The sequence below is a fragment of the Chitinimonas taiwanensis DSM 18899 genome, from assembly GCF_900119825.1.
GTDB lineage: Bacteria > Pseudomonadota > Gammaproteobacteria > Burkholderiales > Chitinimonadaceae > Chitinimonas > Chitinimonas taiwanensis.
Map to the genome: position 1 here is coordinate 339,257 of NZ_FPKR01000002.1, position 21,248 is coordinate 360,504.

The window sequence follows — 21,248 nt, forward strand, 5'->3', positions numbered from 1 at the left end:
AACCAGAGTAAGGTTTAAAGTGACAGGAGTCGGCCAAAGTAGTCGACGAAAGGACGCATGATGAAAATCGACAATTCCGGCAAGCCATTAGGCGCGGCGCTGAACCGCACCGACAGCCGCCCCAGCAGCAAGACGAGCAGCGAGAGCAGCGGCGCAGCAGAGGTGCGTGGCGAGAATGTCGACATCACCAGCTTCAGCGCGCGCCTCGCCTCGCTGGAGGCCAATCTGGGCAGCCAGCCGGTCATGGACGAAGCCAAGATCAGCGAGATTCGCCAAGCGATTGCCGAGGGCCGCTTCAGCGTGAATCCCGATGCCATCGCCGATAAGCTGATGGCCAGCGTCAAGGAACTGCTCGCGAAGCCCTGACGCCAGCAGCACTTGCAGGCATACTACGCAACGCCAATTGCCGGATCACCGGTGGTTGGCGTTTCTTATTTGACGTCCACCCCATCCCGCTTCGACAGGTGCATCCGCATGCTTCCCTCCCCTCTCATGTCCGTACTGCAGAATGAGTTGGCCGAATTGCTCGGCTTCGTGGAGCTGCTGGAGCAGGAGCAGGATGCGCTGATCAAGAACACCCTGGCCGACCTGGTCGGCTACGCCCAGCAAAAGACGGCGCGCGCGCAAACCCTGGAGAGCCTGGCGCGTGAACGCAAGCGCCTTTTCGACATCAATGGCGTAGAGCTGTCCCCCGATGCACCCCATCTATTCGCGCAGGCGCGCCATCTGCCCGCCGAGGCCTGGCCGCCCATCGCCTCACTCTGGCAGGAGCTGATCCAGGCCGCCCGCCAGGCCAGTGCGCTGAACCAGACCAATGGCAAGCTGATCGAGACCCGCCATCAGCAAAACCAGCAGCTGATGACCCTGCTGCAGAATAGCCAAAGCTCAACGCTATCCTACGATGCCTATGGCCAGCCCAAGCTGTCGCGCCCGGGCGGCTCGCTGGGTAAGGCCTAGTCCAGCATCCAACCCAATAAAAAAAGCCCGCTTTCAAGGCGGGCTTTTTTTATTGGCAGCTTCAGCATCAAGGCGTCGTGGCATCCGGCAGCGGCAAGGTGGCCACCTCATTTTCCTTATCGGCGAGGATCTGGATGGTCACGCGCCGATTGCGCGCACGCCCCTCGGCGGACTGGTTCGACTCCACCGAGCGATTTTCGCCATAGCCCAGCGCAACCAGCCGCCGCGCCGCCACGCCATTCGCCTCGAACAGCCGCACTACCGTGCCGGCACGCGCTGCGGATAACTCCCAATTGGACGGAAACAGCGGCGAGTTGATCGGCACATTATCGGTATGCCCCTCGATCTGGATCAGGTTCTCGGCGCTCGCCAGCTTGCGCGCGATATCGGCCAGGGACTGGGCCGAACGCTCATCCAGGGTGGCGGAGCCGACCGGGAACAGCAGGCTGGCATTCACCTCGATGGCGATGCCGCGCTTGCTCTCGGTAACGCGCACCTGACCATCGTCGATCAAGGCGGCCAGGTCCTGCTTCAACTCACCAGCCATCTGCTTCATGGCCTCGGCCTGTCGTGCACGCTCCTGCACCAGCTCCTGTACCTGCTGGGCCTCACGGCGCTGACGGTAAGGCAGGTCGATCAGCGAGGCATTGCTGCCATTCGGATCGGACTTGATCAGCGCTTCTGAAGCGGCATCCGGCTTATTGAAAGCCACGGTCAGGGAATTGGACAACACCCGGTACTTGCCTTCGTTGACCTGGGAGATCGCATACATGACGACGAAGAAGGCAAACAGCAGCGTGATGAAGTCGGCATAGGACACCAGCCAACGTTCGTGATTCTCATGCTCTTCGACCCGATGTTTGCGCGCCATGGCGACTCCGTCTGGAAAGCAGGCCCGCACCAGGGCGGGCCTGTAGGCTTACTTTAGACTCAGGGTGAACTGGCTGGCCAGTTGTGCGCCAGCCGAGGCCCCCAAGGTGCGGGCAAAGCGCTGCGTCCAGTCATCGCGCGGGGTGAAATCGACAATCTCTTCCGCCTTGATCACTTCACGCGCCAGCTTGTCCACGGTGGCAAAGCCATCGGCCAACCCCAGCTCAACACTCTTCTCACCGCTCCACACCAGACCCGAGAACATATCTGGCGTTTCCTTCAGGCGCTTGCCACGCCCTTCGCGCACCACCTTGATGAATTGCTGGTGCACTTCATCGAGCATCTTGTGGGCAATCTCCAGCTGAGCCGGGCTTTGTGGCGAGAACGGATCGAGGAAGCCCTTGTTCTCACCGGCCGTGATCAGACGACGTTCAACGCCCAGCTTCTCCATGGCGCCAGTAAAGCCGAAACCATCCATCAACACGCCAATCGAGCCAACCATGCTGGCCTTATCGACAAAGATCTTGTCGGCCGCCGCCGCAACGTAGTAACCACCGGAGGCGCAGATATCATCGACCACCACATATAGTGGCGTGGTCGGGTTCAGCTTGCGCAGGCGCTTGATCTCATCAGCCACCTGGCCGGCCTGCACCGGACTGCCGCCCGGGCTATTGATACGCAGCACCACACCCTTGGTTTGCTTGTCCTTGAAGGCATTGCGCAGGCCTTCGATCACGGTGTCGGCATCCACATCGCCACCCGCGGCAATCACGCCACGCAAATCCACCAAGGCGGTATGGGGGCCGGAGCTGACCGCTTCAACATTGCCAGCACTACGCCAGCTCACCAGAATCGCCAGCAGCAGGAAGAGCCAGGCGAAACCGACAAAGCGGAAGAAGATTTTCCAGTTACGCGTCTTACGCTGCTCTTTCAGGCCAGCCTGCAGCAGGTTTTCCAGCACTTGGCGTTCCCAGTTCGGGTTTTGCTGCTCATTCATAGGGTTTTACATTCCACTTCAAGGCAATCAGGGTTGGGCATCCGGCAGGAAGAAGACCTCACCCGCCTCTTCCAGCACGGCCAGCTTGGTCAGGCGGGCGCCCTTGCAAGGCCCGCCCAGGCATAGACCGGTGTCCGGCCTATAGTAAGCGCCGTGCGTCGAGCAGATCAAATAGCTGCGACTCAGATCGAAGAAGTCGCCTTCGTTGAAATCCAGCTCGATCGGGATGTGCGCGCACTCGTTCAGATAAGCCTGCACCTTGCCGGCCCAACGTACGGCAAAAGCAGGTGCCGGCACCCCACGCCACTCAGCCTGAAAGCGCACGCCCAGCCCAGCATCAGGCAGATCTTCACTCGCGCAGATGCGCCAACGTCGCTCAGCCATATTGAATCAACCAGTTATCCAGCTCGCCAAAGCTATCGAACAAACCCAGCGGCGCCAGTTCGGCCAGATTCTCCCGCGGGTGCGCGCCATAGCTGACGCCCAGACCCGCCGTACCGGCATTGATCGCCATCTGCAAATCGTGCGTGGTGTCCCCTATCATCACCGTTCGCGCCGCCGGCACCGCCAAGTGCTCAACAATCTGCTCAAGCATCTGCGGGTGCGGCTTGGAGTGGCATTCGTCCGCACAGCGCGTGGTGTCGAAATACACGCCCAAGCCCGTTTGTTCCAGCACCCTATCCAAGCCACGACGCGATTTGCCGGTGGCTACCGCCAGCGCATAACCGGCCATCTTGTAGCGCGCCAGCGCTTCAGCCACACCCTCGAACAGCAGGATTTCGCCATCGCGGGCCAGGTAATGGGTCTTGTAGGCCTCCACCACGCGCGCCACTTCCGCGCCACTAGCTTCGGGTGCAAGATACTGCATCGCTTCGTTCAGCCCATAGCCGATCACATAGCTGGCCGCCTCGCGGCTAGGCACGCTAAGGCCCGCTTCCGCGAAGGCCTGTTGTATCGATTGGGTGATCAGGCCGGTCGAATCAGCCAGCGTGCCATCCCAGTCAAATACCAAGAGATCAAAACGTTCAGCCATCGATAGCCTCCAGCGTATCCAGATAGGCCTGCAGCTCAGTCGGCAGCGGGGCTTCCAGTTTCAAGGGGGTATTATTGAGCGGATGATTGAGCGTCAGCCGCCAGGCGTGCAGAAACATACGCTTAAGCCCTTCGCGCGGCAGGCGCTTGTTCAGGGCGAAATCACCGTATTTATCATCACCCAGAATCGGAAAACCCGACTGCGCGCAGTGCACGCGAATCTGGTGCGTGCGGCCGGTCTTCAGCTCGCATTCCAGCAAGGTGGCAGCCGTATAACGCGCGCGGCGATTGAAGACGGTGTGCGACTCCTGACCATCGGGCGTCACCGCGACGCGTCGCTCGCCATCCGCAGTCACATATTTCTGCAACTTGAAGCGCACATGCCGACGCGCATCGGGAAACTGCCCCTGCACCAGGGCCAGGTAGCGCTTATCCATGCCGCGATCGTTGCGTAGCATTTCATGCATGGCCACCAGCGCACTGCGCTTCTTGGCAATCAGCAAGATGCCCGAGGTCTCTCTATCGAGCCGGTGCACGAGCTCCAGGAACTTGGCCTGTGGGCGCTGCGCACGCAGCTGCTCGATCACGCCAAAGCTGACCCCGCTGCCACCATGCACCGCAAGGCCAGCCGGCTTGTCGATGACCAGCAAGGCCTCGTCCTCGAACAGAATCGGCAGTTCGGGGCCGCGCGCCATGGTCGCCTGACTGGGCTTGGCATTCGGCTCAGCCACCCGCACCGGCGGGACGCGAATCAGATCGCCTTCGACGATGCGATAGGTGACATCGGCCCGCCCCTTGTTCACCCGCACCTCGCCCGAACGCACGATGCGGTAGACCAGCGATTTGGGCACGCCCTTCAAATGTTTGAGTAGATAATTATCCAGCCGCTGACCCGCTTCTTCGCTGCCAACGGTGAGGTAGGAAACTTTGCTCGTATTATCCATCTTGTCATATACTCTGGCGGTCTTGCGCAACGCATGCGGCCACGCCCAAGGGCGCTGCCGACACGAGAAAACAAGACCAGCCGCCGCCCTGTTTTCCAGTCACCTGCCAACACGGCGATGACTTCCAAAGAGGCGGATTATCTCACGCGCGACCGGCTCGCGCGGCCTTTCCCGCTCTTTTCCCCGCGTCTCATCTCTCTTGCCGTGCAATCCGAAACCCGGTCGCACCTAGCGCGCAAGGCGGACGCGAGTGCTCACAGTGCACAGGAAAACACGGGAAAGTCGATCCAGCCGGTGCGGTTAACGTCGTTCACCGCCAAGCAACGACGACACAAAGTGACAAAACGCTAGACCGGACATTCGCAGGCTGGTGCATTACAAGTAAACCAGTCGGCACACAGGACACACCCGTGCGTGGCAACGACATCTCGGCCACGACGACAGTACGGAACCACTGGACTTTTCTGCCTTGCACAAGCTTACGCAACGCCCCATCGTCTGATTCGTTCCCTCGGCGGCTTCCACCGTCGGTGTGTTCGCCCCTGCCTGTCCGGCAGCGGGAGAACAAAACATGAAACGCATGCTGTTCAATGCGACACAGGCCGAAGAGCTACGTGTCGCGATCGTAGACGGCCAGAAGCTGATTGATCTGGATATCGAAACCGTCGGCAAGGAACAACGCAAGAGCAATATCTACAAGGCTGTCATCACCCGCATCGAGCCCTCGCTCGAAGCCTGCTTTGTGGATTACGGCACCGACCGCCACGGTTTCCTCCCCTTCAAGGAAGTTGCCCGCGCCTATTTCAAGGAAGGCGCCGATGGCCGTTCGCGCATCCAGGACGCGCTCAAGGAAGGCATGGAGCTGATCGTCCAGGTGGAAAAGGACGAACGCGGCAATAAGGGCGCCGCCCTCACTACCTTCATTTCCCTGGCTGGCCGCTATCTGGTGCTGATGCCGAACAACCCGCGCGGCGGTGGCGTATCCCGCCGCATCGAGGGTGAGGAGCGCCAGGAACTGCGCGCCACCATGGATCAACTCGATGTGCCGGCCGGCATGTCCATCATTGCCCGCACCGCTGGCATCGGCCGTAGCGCCGAAGAGCTGCAGTGGGACCTGAACTACCTGCTGCAACTGTGGCGCGCCATCGAGAACGCCGGCAGCGCCCAGAAGGGCCCCTTCCTGATTTACCAGGAAGGCAGTCTGGTCATCCGCGCGATTCGCGACTACTACCAGCCCGATATCGGCGAAATCCTCATCGACACCGAGTTCGTGTACGAGCAAGCCCAGCAGTTCATGAGCCATGTGATGCCGGGCTTCGTGAACCGCGTGAAGCTGTACAAGGACGATGTCCCGCTGTTCTCGCGCTTCCAGATCGAACACCAGATCGAAACCGCGTTTTCGCGTGAAGTCGGCCTGCCCTCGGGCGGCGCCATCGTCATCGACCACACCGAAGCCTTGGTATCGGTGGACGTGAACTCGGCGCGCGCCACCAAGGGCGGCGATATCGAGGAAACCGCTACCCGCACCAATCTGGAAGCCGCCGACGAAATCGCCCGCCAGCTGCGCCTGCGCGACCTGGGCGGTCTGATCGTGGTCGACTTCATCGATATGGAAAAGGCTGGCAATCAGCGCGAGGTGGAAAACCGCCTGCGCGATGCGCTGCGCCATGACCGTGCCCGCGTGCAGACCGGCAAGATCTCGCGCTTTGGCCTGATGGAGCTGTCGCGCCAGCGCCTGCAACCGAGCCTGGGCGAAACCGCCCACCAACCCTGCCCGCGCTGCCATGGCACTGGCTTTATCCGCGGTACCGAGTCGTCGGCCCTGCACATCCTGCGCATCATTCAGGAAGAGGCGATGAAGGAAAACACCGGCGCCATCCACGCGCAGGTGCCGGTTGATGTGGCCACCTTCCTACTGAACGAGAAGCGCGCCGAGATTTTCTCGGTCGAATCGCGCCTCAAGGTGGGCGTGGTACTGATCCCGAATATCCACCTCGAAACGCCGAACTACCAGCTGACCCGTCTGCGTCACGACGACCTCAACCACATCGAGGAAGTCCTGCCGTCTTACAAGATGATGGAAGCCCCGGCCGAGGAGGCGCACAGCCACGGCAAGGACAATGAGCCGAGCAAGCCGCGCCAGGAAGCTGCCGTCAAGGGCATCACCCCGACCCAGCCTGCCCCGGTCGCCGTGGAAAAGCCGGTGGTTGAGGAAGCCAAGCCCTCGCTGTTCAGCCGCATCGTGCGCTTCTTCACCGGCGAAAAGGCCGAGGAAGTCAAACAGCCGACACCAGCCAACAAGACCGGTGGTCGTGAGCGCAACAACAACCGCCGTGGCGAGCGTGGCGAAGGCCGTCGCGAGCGCGGCGAGCGCAATGCCGAGCAGCGCAATGAGCGTCGCCCTGGTGGCAAGCCGCGCATCGAGGAGGACGAGCAGCCGCGTCCGCCGCGCGAGCCGCGTCAGCGCGGTGACCGCAATGAGCGCGCGCAAGGCGAAGGCCGTGCCGAGCGTCAGGACAACCGCAACGAGCGCCAGAACGAAGGTCGCGAAGCCCGCGAGCCGCGTGAAGCACGTGCGCCGCGCGAGAACCAAGAAGGTCGCAATGAACGCGAGCCGCGCGCCGAGCGCGAACCGCGTCAGCCACGCGAGCCGCGCGCCGAGCGTGAACCACGTCCGGAACGTGAACCGCGTGCCGAACGCGAGCCACGCCCGGAACGTGAGCCGCGCGCCGAACGCGAACCGCGTGCTGAGCGTGAACCGCGTGCCGAACGCGAACCACGCGCCCCGCGCCAGCCGCAGGAAGCCCGTGCCGAGCTGAACGCCGAGCAGGCAGTCGAGCCGTCGCAGCAGGAATTGCTGCCGGTGGACAGCGCCGCCAACGAGGCGAATGAAGGTAATGAAGGCCGTCGTCGTCGTCGCGGTCGTCGCGGTGGCCGTGGTGACCGTAACGAGCAGCAAGCGAATGGCCTGCAAGCCGAGACCATGACTCAGGAAGACGCGGCCAATGCGGAAGTGAATGCGCCGGAAGCTGTCGTCGCCCCGGCCGCGGAAGCCCCGGTCGCCGCGCAGGAAGCTGCACCAGTGCTCGCCCAGGTCGAAGTCGCTACGCCAGTGGTTGCCGAGACCGTAGTTGAAGCCGTCGCAGCCGCACCGGCCGAGCAGCCAGTGGTAGCGAATGTCCGCGAGGAAGTCGCCGCAGCGCCTGCCGTGGCAGCCCCGGTGGAAGCGCCCGCCGCTGCCGCGCAAGCCGCAGCGGAACCCGAAGTGGCAGCCGCAGCCCCCGCTCCGGCTGTCGAAGCCGCCCCTGCGGAAGTTGCGCCGGTAGCCAGCAGCCAGCCTGTGCAGGTACAGCTGGAAATCGGCCGCCCGGAGGATGTGGGTCTTGTGCAGGTCAACACCCAGCTGAAGGCTTTCGAGCCGGTGGATGTGCAGCTGGAAGTGCCGGTGCGCCGCCGCCGTAGCGAGGTCAAGCCGACCGAGGCCCCCGCCCCGGTGCAGACCGAGCTGGTGATGGTGGAGACGCAGCACGGTGATAAAGCCTGATTGCTAGACTAGCCAAACAAAACAGGGAGCTTAGGCTCCCTGTTTTGTTTTCTGCGCCAGCGCCTGCGTATCAGGCCATCCACATAACGCCCGCTTAACCAGCGAAATAGCTGCGCGCCGCCTCGAAGCGGGCAGCGAAGTATTTATTGCGGATGCTTTCGATGCGGATACGTCCCTTGCTGGTCGGGGCATGCACGAATTTATCGTCGCCGATATAGATGCCCACATGCGAGAACGGCCGATTCATGGTGTTGAAGAACACCAGATCGCCAGCCTGCAGCTGCTCGCGCGAGATGGGCCGCCCCTTGCGCGCCATATCGGCCGCGCTGCCGAGCAGATCGACGCCAACGGCATGGCGGTAGATGAAGCTGACCATACCGCTGCAATCGAGCCCGGCCTCCGGGTTCTTGCCGCCGAAGACATAGCCGACATCCAGCAGGCCAAGTGCATACATGACGATTTCGCGCCCCGCATCGTCATTGATCTGAATACTGCTCAAGGCCGGCTTGGCCGGTGCGCGCGCCACGGGCTTGCTGGGCGGATTGCTGCCGCAGGCCGACAGCAGCAGTGCAATCAGCGCGCAGAGTAAGGGCGTGCGCACGCGTGCCAGGCGCGATTTGCGCAGCGGCGGGCGTTTGGGCTGGCGCGACGGCAGATGCGGGTCAAGCAGGATGGATGGCATGCCATCCAGATTGAGCGGATTCATGGCAAATCCTCCAGCCAGGCAGCCAAGGTATCGGCCGCAGCAGACCAGCTCGCATCCAGCATCAGCAGATGCCCCAAGCCCTTGAGGAACTGCGCACGCACGCCCAGCGCATGGGCGGCGCTATGCAGTAGATGGCCAGGCATCAGCAGATCCTGCTCGCTACCCAGCACCAGCACGGGCGGGCAACCACGTGGTGGGCGCTGGTCGAACTGCGGCATGGTCATATCGATGAGCGCGCGGTCGGACTCATGTTGGAACTGCACGGCATAGCGCTGCAGTTCCGACTCGGGCAAGGCGGGCGAAAACAGCAGCTCGCGCAGCTTGTCGAGGCGTGGCGGCAGGCCGATATTCTGCAGCGCGTTCAGCTCCCACATCAGCTGCGGGTGCTGCCAGAACAGGTGCAGTGCGGAACCGATCAGCCCTTCGGGCGGCACGGTGGCCAGCAAGGCGAGGCCGGGCAGCGCCTGCTCGCGCGCATAGGCCATGGCCAGGAAGCCGCCCATCGAGTGACCGATCAGCAGCGGGGTCTGGCCATGTTGCTGCTCAATCTGGCGCACGGCGCGCTCAACATCCTGCAGATAGTCATCGATGCGCGTGGCGGCCAGCTGCGCCCTGCCCTCGCTCGCCCCATGCCCGCGCAGGCTCAGCGCATGGGCCGGATAGCCGCGCTGGGCGAAGTAAGGCAGGAAATGCACTTGCCAGCACCAGGCACCGACATAGGCACCGTGGATAAACAGCAGCGGGCGCCTTGGTATGGTCGCCGCGGGCAGTACGGATAGCATTTCCAGTTTGAGTTCAGGCACTTGGGCGCGATTCTTATTAGCCAACATGAATATTGATTGCACCTTACGCCAAAGCGCCGCCTGCTTCAATGCTCACGCAGCAGTTGTTGACCTTTAAGTCAGTAAGTAATAAATTACCGCCAAGTCATTAGACCCCGAGACAGCTATGAATACGCCCACCCCACGCTGGCAGCGCCGCAAAGACGCCCGCCCGGCCGAAATCATCGAAGCCGCCCTGAGCCTGTTCGTGGAACGCGGCTTTGCCGCTACCCGCCTCGACGATGTGGCCAAGCTGGCCGGCGTCACCAAGGGAACGGTCTACCTCTATTTCGCCAATAAGGAAGAACTGTTCAAGGCCGTGGTACGCGAAACCGTGCTGCCGAACATCGAATCGGGCGAAACCCTGCTGGCCGAACATCAAGGCCGCTGGGCCGATCTGCTCTGGACCCTGCTGGAGCGCTGGGCCGAACGCATGGAGCAGTCGGCCTCGACCGGCATTTCCAAGCTGATGATTGCCGAGGCAAACAACTTCCCGGAACTGGCGCGCTTCTATGTGGAAGAAGTGGTGATACGCAGCCGCAAGTTATTCGCCAATGTGATCGAGCGTGGCATTGCCGCCGGCGAGTTCCGTCCGGTCGATGTGGCACTGGCAACGCGCGCGGTGATCTCGCCGCTGATGATGATCAAGGTCTGGAAGCAGAGCTTCTCGCTATGCGATACCGAGCCGGTCGACCTCAGGGATTTCGCGCGCTTTCACTATGAATTGATGCTGCAGGGCCTGCAGGCCCGTTAAGCCACACCGCAGCTCGACCTGGCGGGCTCGTCCGCTCACAGCGCCTGTGAAGGCGCTGCGCCAGGCACCGAGTACTGACAGAAATCATCGAATGCGTGCTGCTTACCGCCCTGGCCTAGCCAGCGATGAGTTCAGCCCAAGCCCACCTTTTTCGGCGCACCCAGCGCCCCGTTTGAAGCAGGAATGCCCAGCATGAGCGATCTCACTCCCCCCAAGAAGCAACACAAGGCCCGTCTGGTATTTGCCCTCGCCCTGGCCGGCATCATCGGCTGGGTCGGCTACCACTGGTGGCATGGCCATCATTTCGTGGAAACCGATAACGCCCAGGTCGAAGGCCATATCGTGCCCATCGCAGCCAAGGTCAGCGGCTATGTGAAGGCGGTCAAGGTCGGCGATAACCAGCCGGTGGCGCTGGGTGGCGAGCTGGTACAGATTGACGAGCGCGACTATGCGGCGCGCCTGGCGCAGGCCGAGGCCGACTTGCAGATTGCCCTGGCCAATGCCGGCGGTCGCGATGGCGCAGGCCAGGCCGGCGCCCAGCTCAGCTATAGCCAGGCCAATGCCGCTGCCGCCCAGGCGGCCATTGCCCAGGCCGAGGCGAATGCCGAACGCAGCCGCAATGATCTGGCCCGTGCCAAATCGCTGGCGGCCAAGGGCATGACCAGTGCCGCCGCGCTGGATGCCGCCGAGGCAGCCGCCCGTGCCGCCGAATCGCAGCTGCGCACCGCGCGCGATACCGCCACTGCGGCCGGCAAGCAGATCGGCGTGGCCGGTGCCGGCCTCAAGTCGGCCCAGGCCAAGGTCGAGTCGGTGCGCGCCGTGCGCGACCTAGCCGCCATCCAGTTTGCCGATACCCACGTCACCGCGCCGCTGGCCGGCGTCACCAGCAAGAAGTCGGTCGAAGTGGGGCAGCTCGTGCAGGCCGGCCAGACCCTCATGTATCTGGTGCCGCTCAACGATGTGTGGGTGACGGCCAATCTGAAGGAAACCGAGGTCGGCCGCGTGCAGGCCGGTCAGCAGGTGGAGATCGAAGTCGATGCCTATCCAGGCAAGACCTTCACCGGCAAGGTGGAATCGTTCAGCCCGGCCACAGGCGCCAAGTTCGCCCTGCTGCCGCCCGACAATGCCAGCGGCAACTTCACCAAGGTGGTGCAGCGCGTGCCGGTCAAGGTCAAACTGGATGCCTTCGATAGCCAGCACACGCCGCTACGCCCAGGCATGAGCGTCCTGGCCAGCATCCGCCTCGGCTAAGCACAAATCCCAGGGAGCCCACCATGCGCCTCGCCCTCGTTTCCGATATCCACGGCAATCTGCCCGCCCTGGAAGCCGTGCTGGCCGATATCGGCCGCCACCGGGTGGACAGCATTGCCAATCTGGGCGATAGCCTGAGCGGGCCGCTATGGCCGCAGGAAACGGCCGAGTTCCTGATGGCGCAGAGCTGGCCCCAGCTGGCCGGCAACCACGAGCGCCAGCTGCTGCAAGCGCCCGAGCGCATGGGGCTGAGCGACCGCCAGGCCCATGCCGAGCTATCGCCCGACGTGCTGGCCTGGCTCGCGCAGCTGCCGGCCCGGCTGGAATTCGAGGACATCCTGCTCTGCCACGGCACGCCGGATAGCGATCTGACTTACTTCCTGGAAACCGTCACGCCGCAGGGCGTGCGCATGGCCAGCCGTGCTGAGGTCGATACCCGGCTCGGTGCCGTGTCGGCCGGCCTGATCGCCTGTGGTCATACCCATGTGCCACGTGTGCTTCACTCCAGCCACGGCAAGCTGGTGCTCAATCCGGGCAGCGTGGGCCTGCCCGCTTACGACGACGCCCATCCGCACCCGCATGTGATTGAGAACGGCAGCCCGAACGCCCGCTATGCGATTGCCGAATACACGGCCGCAGGCTGGCGCGCCGAGCTGATCAGCCTGCCTTACGACCACGAAGCCGCCGCACGCCAGGCCGAGCGCAAGCAGCGCCACGACTGGGCGCATGCGCTGCGCACCGGTTACGCACTGGCTCTCGCTGCCAACTAGGATAGCCATGTTAGGAACCCGCGATCTTGCCCTGTTCATCGTCTCGGGCCTGCTGCGCAATATCAGCCCCGGCCCCGATTCGCCACATATCGCCAGCTGAAAGCTGAAGGCCAGCGCCGCCGTCGGCCAGTGGTTGAACCGCGGCATCGGTGCGCTTTTCCTCTTCCTGGGCATCAAGCTCGCCCTTAGCCCACAGGCCTGATTCATGAAACCTTTTCTTCCCGGCCTGTTGCGCAGCAACAGCCCTGCCAGCATTTTCCAGAACCGCTTCATCATCGCCGCCACGGTCACGCTAGCCTGCGTGCTAGAGTTGCTCGACACCAGCATCGTCAACGTCGCGGTGCCACATATGATGGGCAGCCTCGGTGCCACCCTGGATGAGATCACCTGGGTATCGATCGGCTATGTGGTGGCGAATGTGATCGTGCTGCCGATTTCCGGCTTCCTGGCCAACCAGTTTGGCCGGCGCAACTACCTGGCCCTGTCCATCCTGATATTCACCATCGCCTCCTGGGCCTGCGGCAATGCCGACTCGCTCGGCGAGCTGGTGTTCTGGCGCATCGTGCAGGGCCTGGGTGGCGGCGGCCTGATCGCCACCGCGCAAGCCACGCTGTACGAGGTATTCCCGGCCAAGGAGATGGCTACCGCCATGTCCATCTTCGGCATGGGCATCATGTTCGGCCCCTCGCTCGGCCCCACCGTGGGCGGCTGGATTACCGACACCTGGTCCTGGCCGTGGATCTTCTATATCAACCTGCCCTTGGGCGCGGCCGCCCTGCTGCTGGTCCTCGTCTTCGTGCCCGACTCGGCCCACCGCAAAACCATCCCCGCCGTCGATTACCTGGGTCTGATCCTGCTCGCCGTGGGCGTGGGCGCGCTGCAGCTGATGCTGGAGCGCGGCGAGAAGCTCGAATGGTTCGAATCGACCGAGATCATTGCCTACACCATCGCCAGCATCCTGGCCCTGATCGCCTTCGTGATCCGCGAACTCGAGTATGAGCACCCGATCGTCAATCTGCGCATCATGCAGGACAGCCAATTCAGCGCCGGTCTCTTGTTCACCTTCTTCCTTGGGGCCGCACTGTTTTCCACCGTCTTCCTGTTCCCGGTCTATGCCCAGACCCTGATCGGCTTCGACGCCTTCCAGACCGGCATGATCATTCTGCCCTCGGCGCTGGCCGCCGCCTTTGCCATGCCGATTGCCGCCAAGCTGCTGGCGCGCGGCGTACCGGCCTGGGGGCTGATCGCCACCGGCGCGGCCATCTTCCTGTACGCGATGTGGGGCCATCATCTGTTCAGCACCGAATCGGGGGCGGCCGACTTCTTCTGGCCGCTGATCCTGCGCGGCCTTGGTCTGGGCCTCGTGTTCATGCCGCTGAACAATCTGACCCTGGCGCGCATCCAGCCGCAGGAGATCCCGAATGCCTCGGGCCTGTATAACCTGACCCGGCAGCTGGGCGGCAGCGTGGGCATTGCCCTGTCGGCCACCCTGCTGGTCAAGTTCGAGGACATCAAGCGCTCGGCCCTGGTCGAACACCTGGCCCATGACAATGCCGCCATGGCCGAGCGCCTGAATGTATTCACCCACCTGTTCCAGCAGAAGGGCGAGGCCGCCGCGCTGGCCACCCAGAAAGCGTATGCGGTTATCAATGGCCAGGTGGCCAAGCAGGCGATGATGCTGGCCTTCTCCGACCTGTTTATGCTGTTCGGCATTGCCATCGTGCTGATGCTGCCGCTGCTGTTCTGGATGCGCACACCACCGCGCATGGCCCAGGCCGGCGACGTGGCGCACTAGGCGGGCACAGGCCAACTCAGCCACAAAGCCGTTGCCTGAACGTCGCCAAACTCACTGGCAGTGGCTATCACGTTAGCGAGGGGGCCCCAAAGCGTTATCTTTGGGGCCGTTGAGCGAGTAGTTAGGGGCTAGCAAGGGTTTTCGCCAATTAGTTGCCCAAAGGAGCTTTCACGAGCTACCACAATTTGACTGTAGCCCGCTACTTTATAGTAGTAGATTCCGCGTCCATCCCAGTTGACTACGGCAACCTTGCATTCACTGCAATTGTTTCTAATTCCCAATCCGCCAGAGTGATAGAAGAAATTCACGCAGGCTTTAATTTCAATTGGAGTATTGCTCGTCGGGGCTGAATATATAGTCCTCTCTGTCACAAGGACCGATTGCGAAAAGTCAGATTTTAACCTCTCAATTTTGAACGCTGTTGTAAGCTCGACAGTCTGTTCTGTGGCGGACAAGTTATTGCACTGCAGATCATCTTCCAGCCAACAATCATCGCAACCATTCTCGGAACGATAGCAGACTGTTCTTGCTCCAGCTCCTGGTTCGCATGGACCTACGTAACAAAGGTCACCATTTTTTACGGCGTCAATATTCACCCCTTTGGTTTTGTCAATTTTAGTACCTGAAGGAATTTTTTTATAGCCTGCCTTCTTTGCTTCTTCAGAAGTTAGCTTGATAGACATATGCATTCTCCTTTTTATGAGGGGTAGGAGGCGCCCTCACTGCGCCTAATGTGGAGGTCACCGGCACTGATGCTGCGTCGAAATTATTTCACTCGCACCTTGCCTCGCTTAGAAACTTAAGTTGCTGAAAGGCTCCCTAATGACACTTCCAGAAACTTCAACTTTTGGCATCCCTTGCGTTGTAAGCGGCTGATTTTCTGATGCCTGGATTTTCAAAAAACAGGCTTCAGGAAGAACCTATAAACCCCGACAAGCGGCATTTCCAAGTGCAAATCTACTTAATATATTTTTCCTGAGCATCCGTCATATGACGGATACCCAAGGAAAAATGCCATGGATGAAGCCAGTCTGCTCGATACGCTGTATGCCGGGATTAGCGACCCGGTACGCTGGCGCGAAGCCTGTAGCTCACTGGCACGATTTGCCCTCTGTGATGGTTCAGCCATGCTGATGTTGGACCCCACCCGTCCCGATGTGCCGCCCATGGTGGTCAGCAGCGATGTCGACCCTGCCATGGAGGTTGACTATGCGACCCACTATGCCGGCACCGACCCGGCCCGCGGCCCAGGTTCGCTGATCACCGACCGCTGGTATCACGACAGGCGCGATCTCGGGCTCGATGTCATCCGCAAGCATCCCTTCTACCAGGATTTTTTCCATCACTACGGCTTTGGCGAGCTAATTTGCAGCAGGGCCAGCGAATCCAGCGGGCTGCAGATATGGATAGCGCTTTACCACAATCTGGGCCGTGCCGAATTCACAGCGGCTGAGCTAGAACAATTGCAGTCCCTCCTCCCCCACCTTCGCCGCGCCGCCCGTCTGCGCATGGAACTGGCCCAGTTGGGACTGGCGCAAGCCTGCGAGGAAGCTGCGCTTAATCTGCTCAGCCAGGCCTTGGCCATTGTGGACATGCAAGGGCGGTTGCATTTCGCCAACCGGCCTGCCGAACAACTCTTGCGGCGTGGCTTGGGCGTATCGATACGTAATCAATATCTGTGCGCCCAGCCCGAAGCCACCTTTCGCGCGCTATTGCAGCAAGGTGGGCAGCGAGCCGGGGCTATGCGGGTGGGCAATGTCTCATCGCCCCATGCCATCCAGCTTGAAGTGATACCGCTGCCCGCCCATGCCCCGCTTGGCCTTGGACCATCCGGCCCGGCCATGCTGGTCTTGTTGCATGAACCCGATCAGTCCCCTGCCTGCGCCAGCCAACTGCTGAGCGCACTGTATGGCTTCACTCCGGCGGAAAACCGCCTGCTTGCCTGCCTGATGCAGGGCCATACCCCGGCCGAATGCGCGGAACAGTTGGGGGTGGGTATACGCACGGTGCGCAGCCAACTGACCGCCTTGCTAAGCAAGACTGGCTGCCGGCGCCAGGCCGAATTACTGCAAACGGTTACCCGCTTCGGCTGGATACGACACTAGCCGATTCGTGCCCGCCGTCACGCTTGGGTAAAATGCCGGCATGCCTAACACCATTTCCACCGACCTCGACCAAGCCCTCGCCCTCTTGCAAGCGGGCGAGCTGGTCGGCATTCCCACCGAAACCGTCTACGGCCTGGCGGCCGATGCCCGCCGCCCCGAGGCGGTGGCCAAGATCTTCGCCCTGAAGGGCCGCCCCGCCGACCATCCGGTCATCGTGCATATCGCCGGTGCCGCGCAGCTGGACGACTGGGCGCAGGATATCCCCGACTCCGCGCGCAAGCTGGCCGCCGCCTTCTGGCCCGGCTCGCTCACGCTCATCCTCAAGCGCAAGCCGCATGTGCCCGATGCGGTGACTGGCGGCCAGGACACGGTCGGCCTGCGCGCGCCCGCCCATCCGCTCACCCATGCCTTGCTCGAACGCTTCGGCGGCGGGCTGGCCGCCCCGTCGGCCAATCAGTTCGGCCATGTCAGCCCCACCACAGCCCAGCATGTGTACAACGAGTTCGGCAGCCAGCTCGGTCTGATCCTGGACGGCGGCCCCTGCCAGGTCGGGGTGGAGTCGACCATCGTCGGCCTGACTGGCGAACAGCCCACTCTGCTGCGCCCGGGCGGCGTGCCGGCCGAGGCCATCGAGGCGGTGCTGGGCGTGAAGCTCATCCACCACCAGAAGGCCGACAGTGCCAAGCTGCGTGTCTCCGGCCTGCTCGATTCGCACTATGCGCCGCGTACCCCGCTGCTGGTCGGCCCGCTGGCCGCGCTGGAAGGCGAGGCCTATCGGCGTTTCGAAGCCGGCCAGCGCGTGGCCTTGCTGCATCGTTCGCAAATGCTGCAGGCGGTGTGCGGTGCCGAGTCGGTGGCCATGCCGCTGGACCCGGCCAACTATGCGCGTGAGCTGTATGCCACGCTGCGCGCCTGCGATGGTGGACGTTTCGATGTGCTGCTTTTGGAACGCCCGCCCGAGGAAGCCGACTGGCTGGCCGTCAACGACCGCATCAAGCGCGCCGCCAGCGGTTGGCTAGGCTAGCGCGCCGCCAGCCTGGGGCCTAGCTCACCCTGCCCAGATGGGCGGCCAATGCGCGCACGGTCGGGCTCAGCCCGTCCCAGGGGCGCAGGCACAGCTGCAGCCCGCGCTCGGCCCATTCCTCGTTCAGCGGCAGCAAGACCAGGCCCAGGCTGTCGCGAAAACTACGCCCAGTGCTTTCCGGCAGTACCGCCACCCCTGCCCCACCGGCCACCAAGCGCGCCATGGCGGCAAAGCTCGGCGCCCGCGCGCGTACATGTAAATCCACCCCGGCCAGCTCGGCCATCTTGTGCAAAAAGCCCTGCAAGGCGGTGTGGGCCGGCTGGCCGACCAAGGCCTGCTCGGCCAGCTCGCGCAGGCTGATGCTGGCGTGCGTGGCCAAGGCATGCTCGGGATAGAGCAGCACCGCCAGCCGGTAGCGATTGAGCGGCAAGGTCAGCAAATCGGCCGGGGCATAATCGGTATCGATGACGCCGAGGTCGGCCTCGCCATTGCGCACCGCCGCTATCACCTCGCGGCTCGGGCATTCATTCAGGCTGATATCCACACGCGGCCGCTCGGCCAGAAAGCGCCCGAGTGCGGCAGGCAGCACCGTGCTATTGGCCGTGGCATTCGCATACAGGCGCAACAGCTCGCGCTGCCCATCCAGCAGCTGGTCCATGGCGGCCTGTGCATCCTGGGCCGCGCGCAGCACGCGTTGCGCATGCTCAAGCAGCTGCTCACCGGCCGAGTTCAGGCGCACGCCGCTCGCATGGCGCTCGAACAGGCTGAAGCCGAGCCGGTGTTCGAGCAGACGCAGCCGGCTGCTGGCGGCCGACAGCGCCAACGGCAGGCTGGCCGCCCCGCGCGATAGCGAGCCGGCGCGTGCCACCGCGACAAACAGTTTCAGATCGATCAGATCAAAGCGCACAGGTTTCGTCATTGGCGAAGGCTACTGCAACAATCACGTATTCTCCAGTGCCGGCATTTTTTGCAGAATGGCGCGGGTCTGCCTCAGGAATTCCGGCCATGTCCCACGCCCCCAGCGCCCGCCCTCACTTCGCCAACACCGAAACCCCGCCCTGGTGGCAGGATGGGCGCAATCTGGCCCTGCTGGCCGCGGCTGGTTTTTCGCTGAAGGCCATCTTCGTCAAGCTCGCCTATGCTGCCGGCCCCGTAGATGCCATCACCCTGCTCGCCCTGCGCATGCTGCTGGCCCTGCCCGCCTTTATCTGGCTGGTCTACAAGGCGGGTGGCACGCGCCTGAGCAGTGGGGATTGGCTGGGCATGCTGCTGCTCGGCCTGGTCGGCTACTACCTGTCCAGCCTGTTCGATTTCATCGGCCTGCAGACTATCAGCGCCGGGCTTGAGCGGCTGATCCTGTTTACCTACCCGACCCTGGTGCTGCTGATGGAAGCGGTGTGGCGGCGCAAGCCGATAGGTGCGCGGGTCTGGCTGGGCATGGGTCTCACCTATCTGGGCCTGCTGGCCGCCTTCTGGCACGACCTGATTCACACCCAGGCCAGCCTCGCGGTGCTGATCGGTGCAGGCTGGGTCTTTCTGTCCAGCCTCAGCTACTCGGTCTACTACCTGGGCACCGGCCGTTATGTGCAGCGCGTGGGCGCCATGCGCCTGGCCGGCTTGTCGGGCAGCCTGGCCTGCGGCTTCGTGCTCGCGCATTTCGCCGCCACCCGGCCGCTGGCCAGCCTCGCCCAGCTTGCCCCGGCCATCTGGGGCTGGTCCTTGGCCATGGCACTGTTCTCCACCGTGCTGCCGATCTGGCTGGCGGCGCGCGCCGTGGCCGCGCTCGGCGCCAGCAAGGCCGCTGCCATGGGCACCATAGGGCCGGTGCTGACCATCGTCTTTGGCTGGTTCATCCTCAGCGAACCCTTCTCCTGGGCGCAGTTGCTGGGGCTTGCACTGGTGCTCGGCGGGGTAAGCTGGATCAGCCGCAGCAAGCAATGAGTGTTGCCAGGGTGTAAATCGCCGCAAGCCTTGGGCCAGCGTGGCCGGGAACCGTTACAATCGCGCCGTTCCCGACCGCGTACATCCCGAGAGCCCACTTGACGCCCGATCAATACTGCGAAGACAAGGCCGCCCAGAGCGGATCGAGCTTCTACTACAGTTTCCGCTTCCTGCCGCTGCAAACCCGTTTGGCGATTACCGCCCTGTATGCGTTTTGCCGCGAGGTGGACGATGTGGTGGACGAGACCCATGACGAGAATGTGGCGCGCACCACGCTGAACTGGTGGCGTAGCGAAATCGGCAATCTGTATGCCGGCACGCCGCAGCATCCGGTGACCCGAGCACTGCTGCCGCATGTAACCCGCCTCGATCTGCCGCGCGAACAGCTGCTGCAGATCATCGACGGCATGGAAATGGACCTGACCCAGGCGCGCTACAACAGCTTCGAAGACCTGCGCCAGTACTGCTATCTGGTCGCCTCGGTGGTGGGCCTCTTGTCGGCGCGCATCTTCGGCGTCAGCGACTCGAAGACCTATGAATACGCCGAGCAGCTGGGCCTCGCCTTCCAGCTGACCAATATCATCCGCGATGTGGGTGAAGACGCGCGGCGCGGGCGTATCTACCTGCCAGTGGAAGAGCTGCAGCGCTTCAATGTGCCGGCCGCCGACATCCAGCAATACCGCGAGAGCGATAACTTCAAGGCGCTGATGGCCTTTCAGATCGAACGCGCCGAGGGCTATTACCAACGCGCACTGGCCGCCCTGCCTAAGGCCGACCGCAAGAATCAGCGCGCGGGCCTCGTCATGGCGGCCATCTACCGCGCCACCCTGGACGAGATCAAGCTCGACGGCCCGGCCAAGGTGCTGAATCAACGCCTGAGCCTCACGCCACTGCGCAAACTCTGGCTGGCCTGGAAGACCTGGTGGTTCGCCTGAAATGAACGCGCTGCCGATCTCGCCCTGGTTTGTGCTGCTCGCTGCGCTGGTGCTGATCGCCATCGTCGTGGCAGGCTGGCTTGAGATGCGGCAGGCTGACCGCGTTGCCATCCGCAAGCGCAAGATGCGCGAGGCGCTCGAGCAGTTCCGCATCGTGCGCAAATACGAGCGCGAAGACGGCAGCGTCGAACAGTTCCTCTATAGCGCCGAAAACTCCAAGCGCCTACTCGAGCTGGAAAACCATATCGTCAAGTACGGCCATGGCTCCGCCTCCTGGCTCTACTTCATGCCCGAGCGGCGGCTGTTCTTCATTCTCGAACTCGTCGCCATCGAGCCAGAAGGCAATCTGCACTTCATCACCACCCTGCACCCCATCAAGCCCGACCGCGCCCGCCAGGTGCTGGCACGCTACCCCGAGCTGTACCGCGACATTTTCCGCGAAGAGATCTAATTGCATTTGTTTTCAAAAGAATCAATTTCTTACAACAGAATCCTGTTATCACAAGATCAATTGCCTACTAAGTAGGCTAGTTTGCTTGTAAGTGAACACGAATAAAAAAGCCCACGCAAGGTAGACCTTTTGTAAGTCCAAGTTAGTGAATTACGTATCATGAGACTCTACTCGCGTAAAATCGCTAACGAAGGGTCTAGCGCGATTCAAATATACGACACAGTTAGCGCGCGCCGGCAAGGAATGCCAATGGTATTTCTTTGGGCACTCCCTTACTTGTCCCAGAATCAGGATGTATTGTGCTCTTCAAGCCTACATGCACGACTAAAAAGTGCAGGCTCCACAAGGGGG

Annotated in this window: 21 protein-coding genes; 12 read left to right on the forward strand and 9 right to left on the reverse strand. The window is 62.5% G+C overall.

Annotated features, from left to right (window positions below):
* Positions 1-57 precede the first annotated feature (57 nt).
* A complete protein-coding gene (gene flgM, locus BT173_RS03455; RefSeq protein ID WP_084658116.1) occupies positions 58-366 on the forward strand; it encodes a flagellar biosynthesis anti-sigma factor FlgM in 309 nt (102 codons plus the stop codon).
* 108 nt (positions 367-474) lie between these two features.
* Complete coding sequence (locus BT173_RS03460) at positions 475-957, forward strand: flagella synthesis protein FlgN (protein ID WP_084658118.1); 483 nt, start codon at positions 475-477, stop codon at positions 955-957.
* 67 nt (positions 958-1,024) lie between these two features.
* Here BT173_RS03460 and motD read toward each other — a convergent pair whose 3' ends face one another.
* The 5 genes from motD to BT173_RS03485 are packed head-to-tail and all read right to left on the reverse strand — an operon-like array spanning position 1,025 to position 4,800.
* Positions 1,025-1,828: a flagellar motor protein MotD gene (gene motD, locus BT173_RS03465; protein WP_072427223.1), complete on the reverse strand. Its 804-nt coding sequence runs from the start codon at positions 1,826-1,828 to the stop codon at positions 1,025-1,027.
* A 48-nt stretch (positions 1,829-1,876) separates the two neighbouring features.
* Entirely contained in the window at positions 1,877-2,824 is a 948-nt protein-coding gene (locus BT173_RS03470) for a S49 family peptidase (RefSeq protein ID WP_072427224.1), read from the reverse strand.
* Between the two features lie 27 nt (positions 2,825-2,851).
* The gene (locus tag BT173_RS03475; protein ID WP_072427225.1) at positions 2,852-3,208 is read right to left on the reverse strand and encodes a Rieske (2Fe-2S) protein; all 357 of its coding nucleotides are present in this window, start codon (positions 3,206-3,208) and stop codon (positions 2,852-2,854) included.
* Positions 3,201-3,857 (reverse strand): HAD-IA family hydrolase, encoded by a 657-nt coding sequence (locus BT173_RS03480; protein WP_072427226.1) that lies wholly within the window; start codon positions 3,855-3,857, stop codon positions 3,201-3,203. The genes BT173_RS03475 and BT173_RS03480 overlap by 8 nt, the downstream gene beginning before the upstream one ends.
* Positions 3,850-4,800, reverse strand: a complete 951-nt coding sequence (locus tag BT173_RS03485) for an RluA family pseudouridine synthase (protein ID WP_072427227.1) — start codon at positions 4,798-4,800, stop codon at positions 3,850-3,852. The genes BT173_RS03480 and BT173_RS03485 overlap by 8 nt, the downstream gene beginning before the upstream one ends.
* Positions 4,801-5,371: 571 nt before the next feature.
* Here BT173_RS03485 and BT173_RS03490 point away from each other — a divergent pair.
* Positions 5,372-8,344, forward strand: coding sequence for an Rne/Rng family ribonuclease (locus tag BT173_RS03490; protein ID WP_072427228.1), 2,973 nt, complete (start codon positions 5,372-5,374; stop codon positions 8,342-8,344).
* A gap of 94 nt (positions 8,345-8,438) precedes the next feature.
* Here the strand turns inward: BT173_RS03490 and BT173_RS03495 are convergent, their stop codons facing one another.
* Positions 8,439-9,050 carry a C40 family peptidase gene (locus BT173_RS03495; protein WP_245794120.1) on the reverse strand — a complete coding sequence of 204 codons (612 nt, stop codon included), beginning with the start codon at positions 9,048-9,050 and terminating at the stop codon, positions 8,439-8,441.
* Positions 9,047-9,853, reverse strand: coding sequence for an alpha/beta hydrolase (locus tag BT173_RS03500; RefSeq protein ID WP_175545544.1), 807 nt, complete (start codon positions 9,851-9,853; stop codon positions 9,047-9,049). The genes BT173_RS03495 and BT173_RS03500 overlap by 4 nt, the downstream gene beginning before the upstream one ends.
* Before the next feature lie 145 nt (positions 9,854-9,998).
* On the opposite strand from BT173_RS03500, the gene BT173_RS03505 reads away from it, so the two are divergent.
* The 4 genes from BT173_RS03505 to BT173_RS03520 all read left to right on the forward strand — a co-directional run bounded on the left by BT173_RS03505 (position 9,999) and on the right by BT173_RS03520 (position 14,441).
* The gene (locus BT173_RS03505) at positions 9,999-10,625 is read left to right on the forward strand and encodes a TetR/AcrR family transcriptional regulator (protein ID WP_072427230.1); all 627 of its coding nucleotides are present in this window, start codon (positions 9,999-10,001) and stop codon (positions 10,623-10,625) included.
* 192 nt (positions 10,626-10,817) lie between these two features.
* Positions 10,818-11,876, forward strand: coding sequence for an HlyD family secretion protein (locus BT173_RS03510; protein ID WP_072427231.1), 1,059 nt, complete (start codon positions 10,818-10,820; stop codon positions 11,874-11,876).
* A gap of 23 nt (positions 11,877-11,899) precedes the next feature.
* Positions 11,900-12,646 (forward strand): metallophosphoesterase family protein, encoded by a 747-nt coding sequence (locus BT173_RS03515; RefSeq protein WP_072427232.1) that lies wholly within the window; start codon positions 11,900-11,902, stop codon positions 12,644-12,646.
* A gap of 205 nt (positions 12,647-12,851) precedes the next feature.
* Positions 12,852-14,441 (forward strand): DHA2 family efflux MFS transporter permease subunit, encoded by a 1,590-nt coding sequence (locus BT173_RS03520; protein ID WP_072427233.1) that lies wholly within the window; start codon positions 12,852-12,854, stop codon positions 14,439-14,441.
* A gap of 128 nt (positions 14,442-14,569) precedes the next feature.
* On the opposite strand, the gene BT173_RS19195 is transcribed toward BT173_RS03520, so the two are convergent.
* Positions 14,570-15,124, reverse strand: a complete 555-nt coding sequence (locus BT173_RS19195; protein ID WP_139256029.1) for a hypothetical protein — start codon at positions 15,122-15,124, stop codon at positions 14,570-14,572.
* Between the two features lie 333 nt (positions 15,125-15,457).
* Between BT173_RS19195 and BT173_RS03525 the strand changes: the two genes are divergently transcribed.
* Positions 15,458-16,546 (forward strand): helix-turn-helix transcriptional regulator, encoded by a 1,089-nt coding sequence (locus BT173_RS03525; protein WP_072427234.1) that lies wholly within the window; start codon positions 15,458-15,460, stop codon positions 16,544-16,546.
* 40 nt (positions 16,547-16,586) lie between these two features.
* Positions 16,587-17,570 (forward strand): L-threonylcarbamoyladenylate synthase, encoded by a 984-nt coding sequence (locus tag BT173_RS03530; RefSeq protein ID WP_072427235.1) that lies wholly within the window; start codon positions 16,587-16,589, stop codon positions 17,568-17,570.
* 19 nt (positions 17,571-17,589) lie between these two features.
* On the opposite strand, the gene BT173_RS03535 is transcribed toward BT173_RS03530, so the two are convergent.
* Positions 17,590-18,489: a LysR family transcriptional regulator gene (locus BT173_RS03535; protein ID WP_084658122.1), complete on the reverse strand. Its 900-nt coding sequence runs from the start codon at positions 18,487-18,489 to the stop codon at positions 17,590-17,592.
* A gap of 86 nt (positions 18,490-18,575) precedes the next feature.
* Here BT173_RS03535 and BT173_RS03540 point away from each other — a divergent pair, with 86 nt between their 5' ends.
* From BT173_RS03540 to BT173_RS03550, 3 genes are all read left to right on the forward strand, one after another.
* Positions 18,576-19,511, forward strand: a complete 936-nt coding sequence (locus tag BT173_RS03540) for a DMT family transporter (RefSeq protein WP_084658124.1) — start codon at positions 18,576-18,578, stop codon at positions 19,509-19,511.
* A gap of 98 nt (positions 19,512-19,609) precedes the next feature.
* Positions 19,610-20,446, forward strand: a complete 837-nt coding sequence (gene hpnD / locus BT173_RS03545) for a presqualene diphosphate synthase HpnD (RefSeq protein WP_072427236.1) — start codon at positions 19,610-19,612, stop codon at positions 20,444-20,446.
* Position 20,447: 1 nt separating this feature from the next.
* Complete coding sequence (locus BT173_RS03550) at positions 20,448-20,897, forward strand: hypothetical protein (RefSeq protein WP_072427237.1); 450 nt, start codon at positions 20,448-20,450, stop codon at positions 20,895-20,897.
* Positions 20,898-21,248 lie beyond the last annotated feature (351 nt).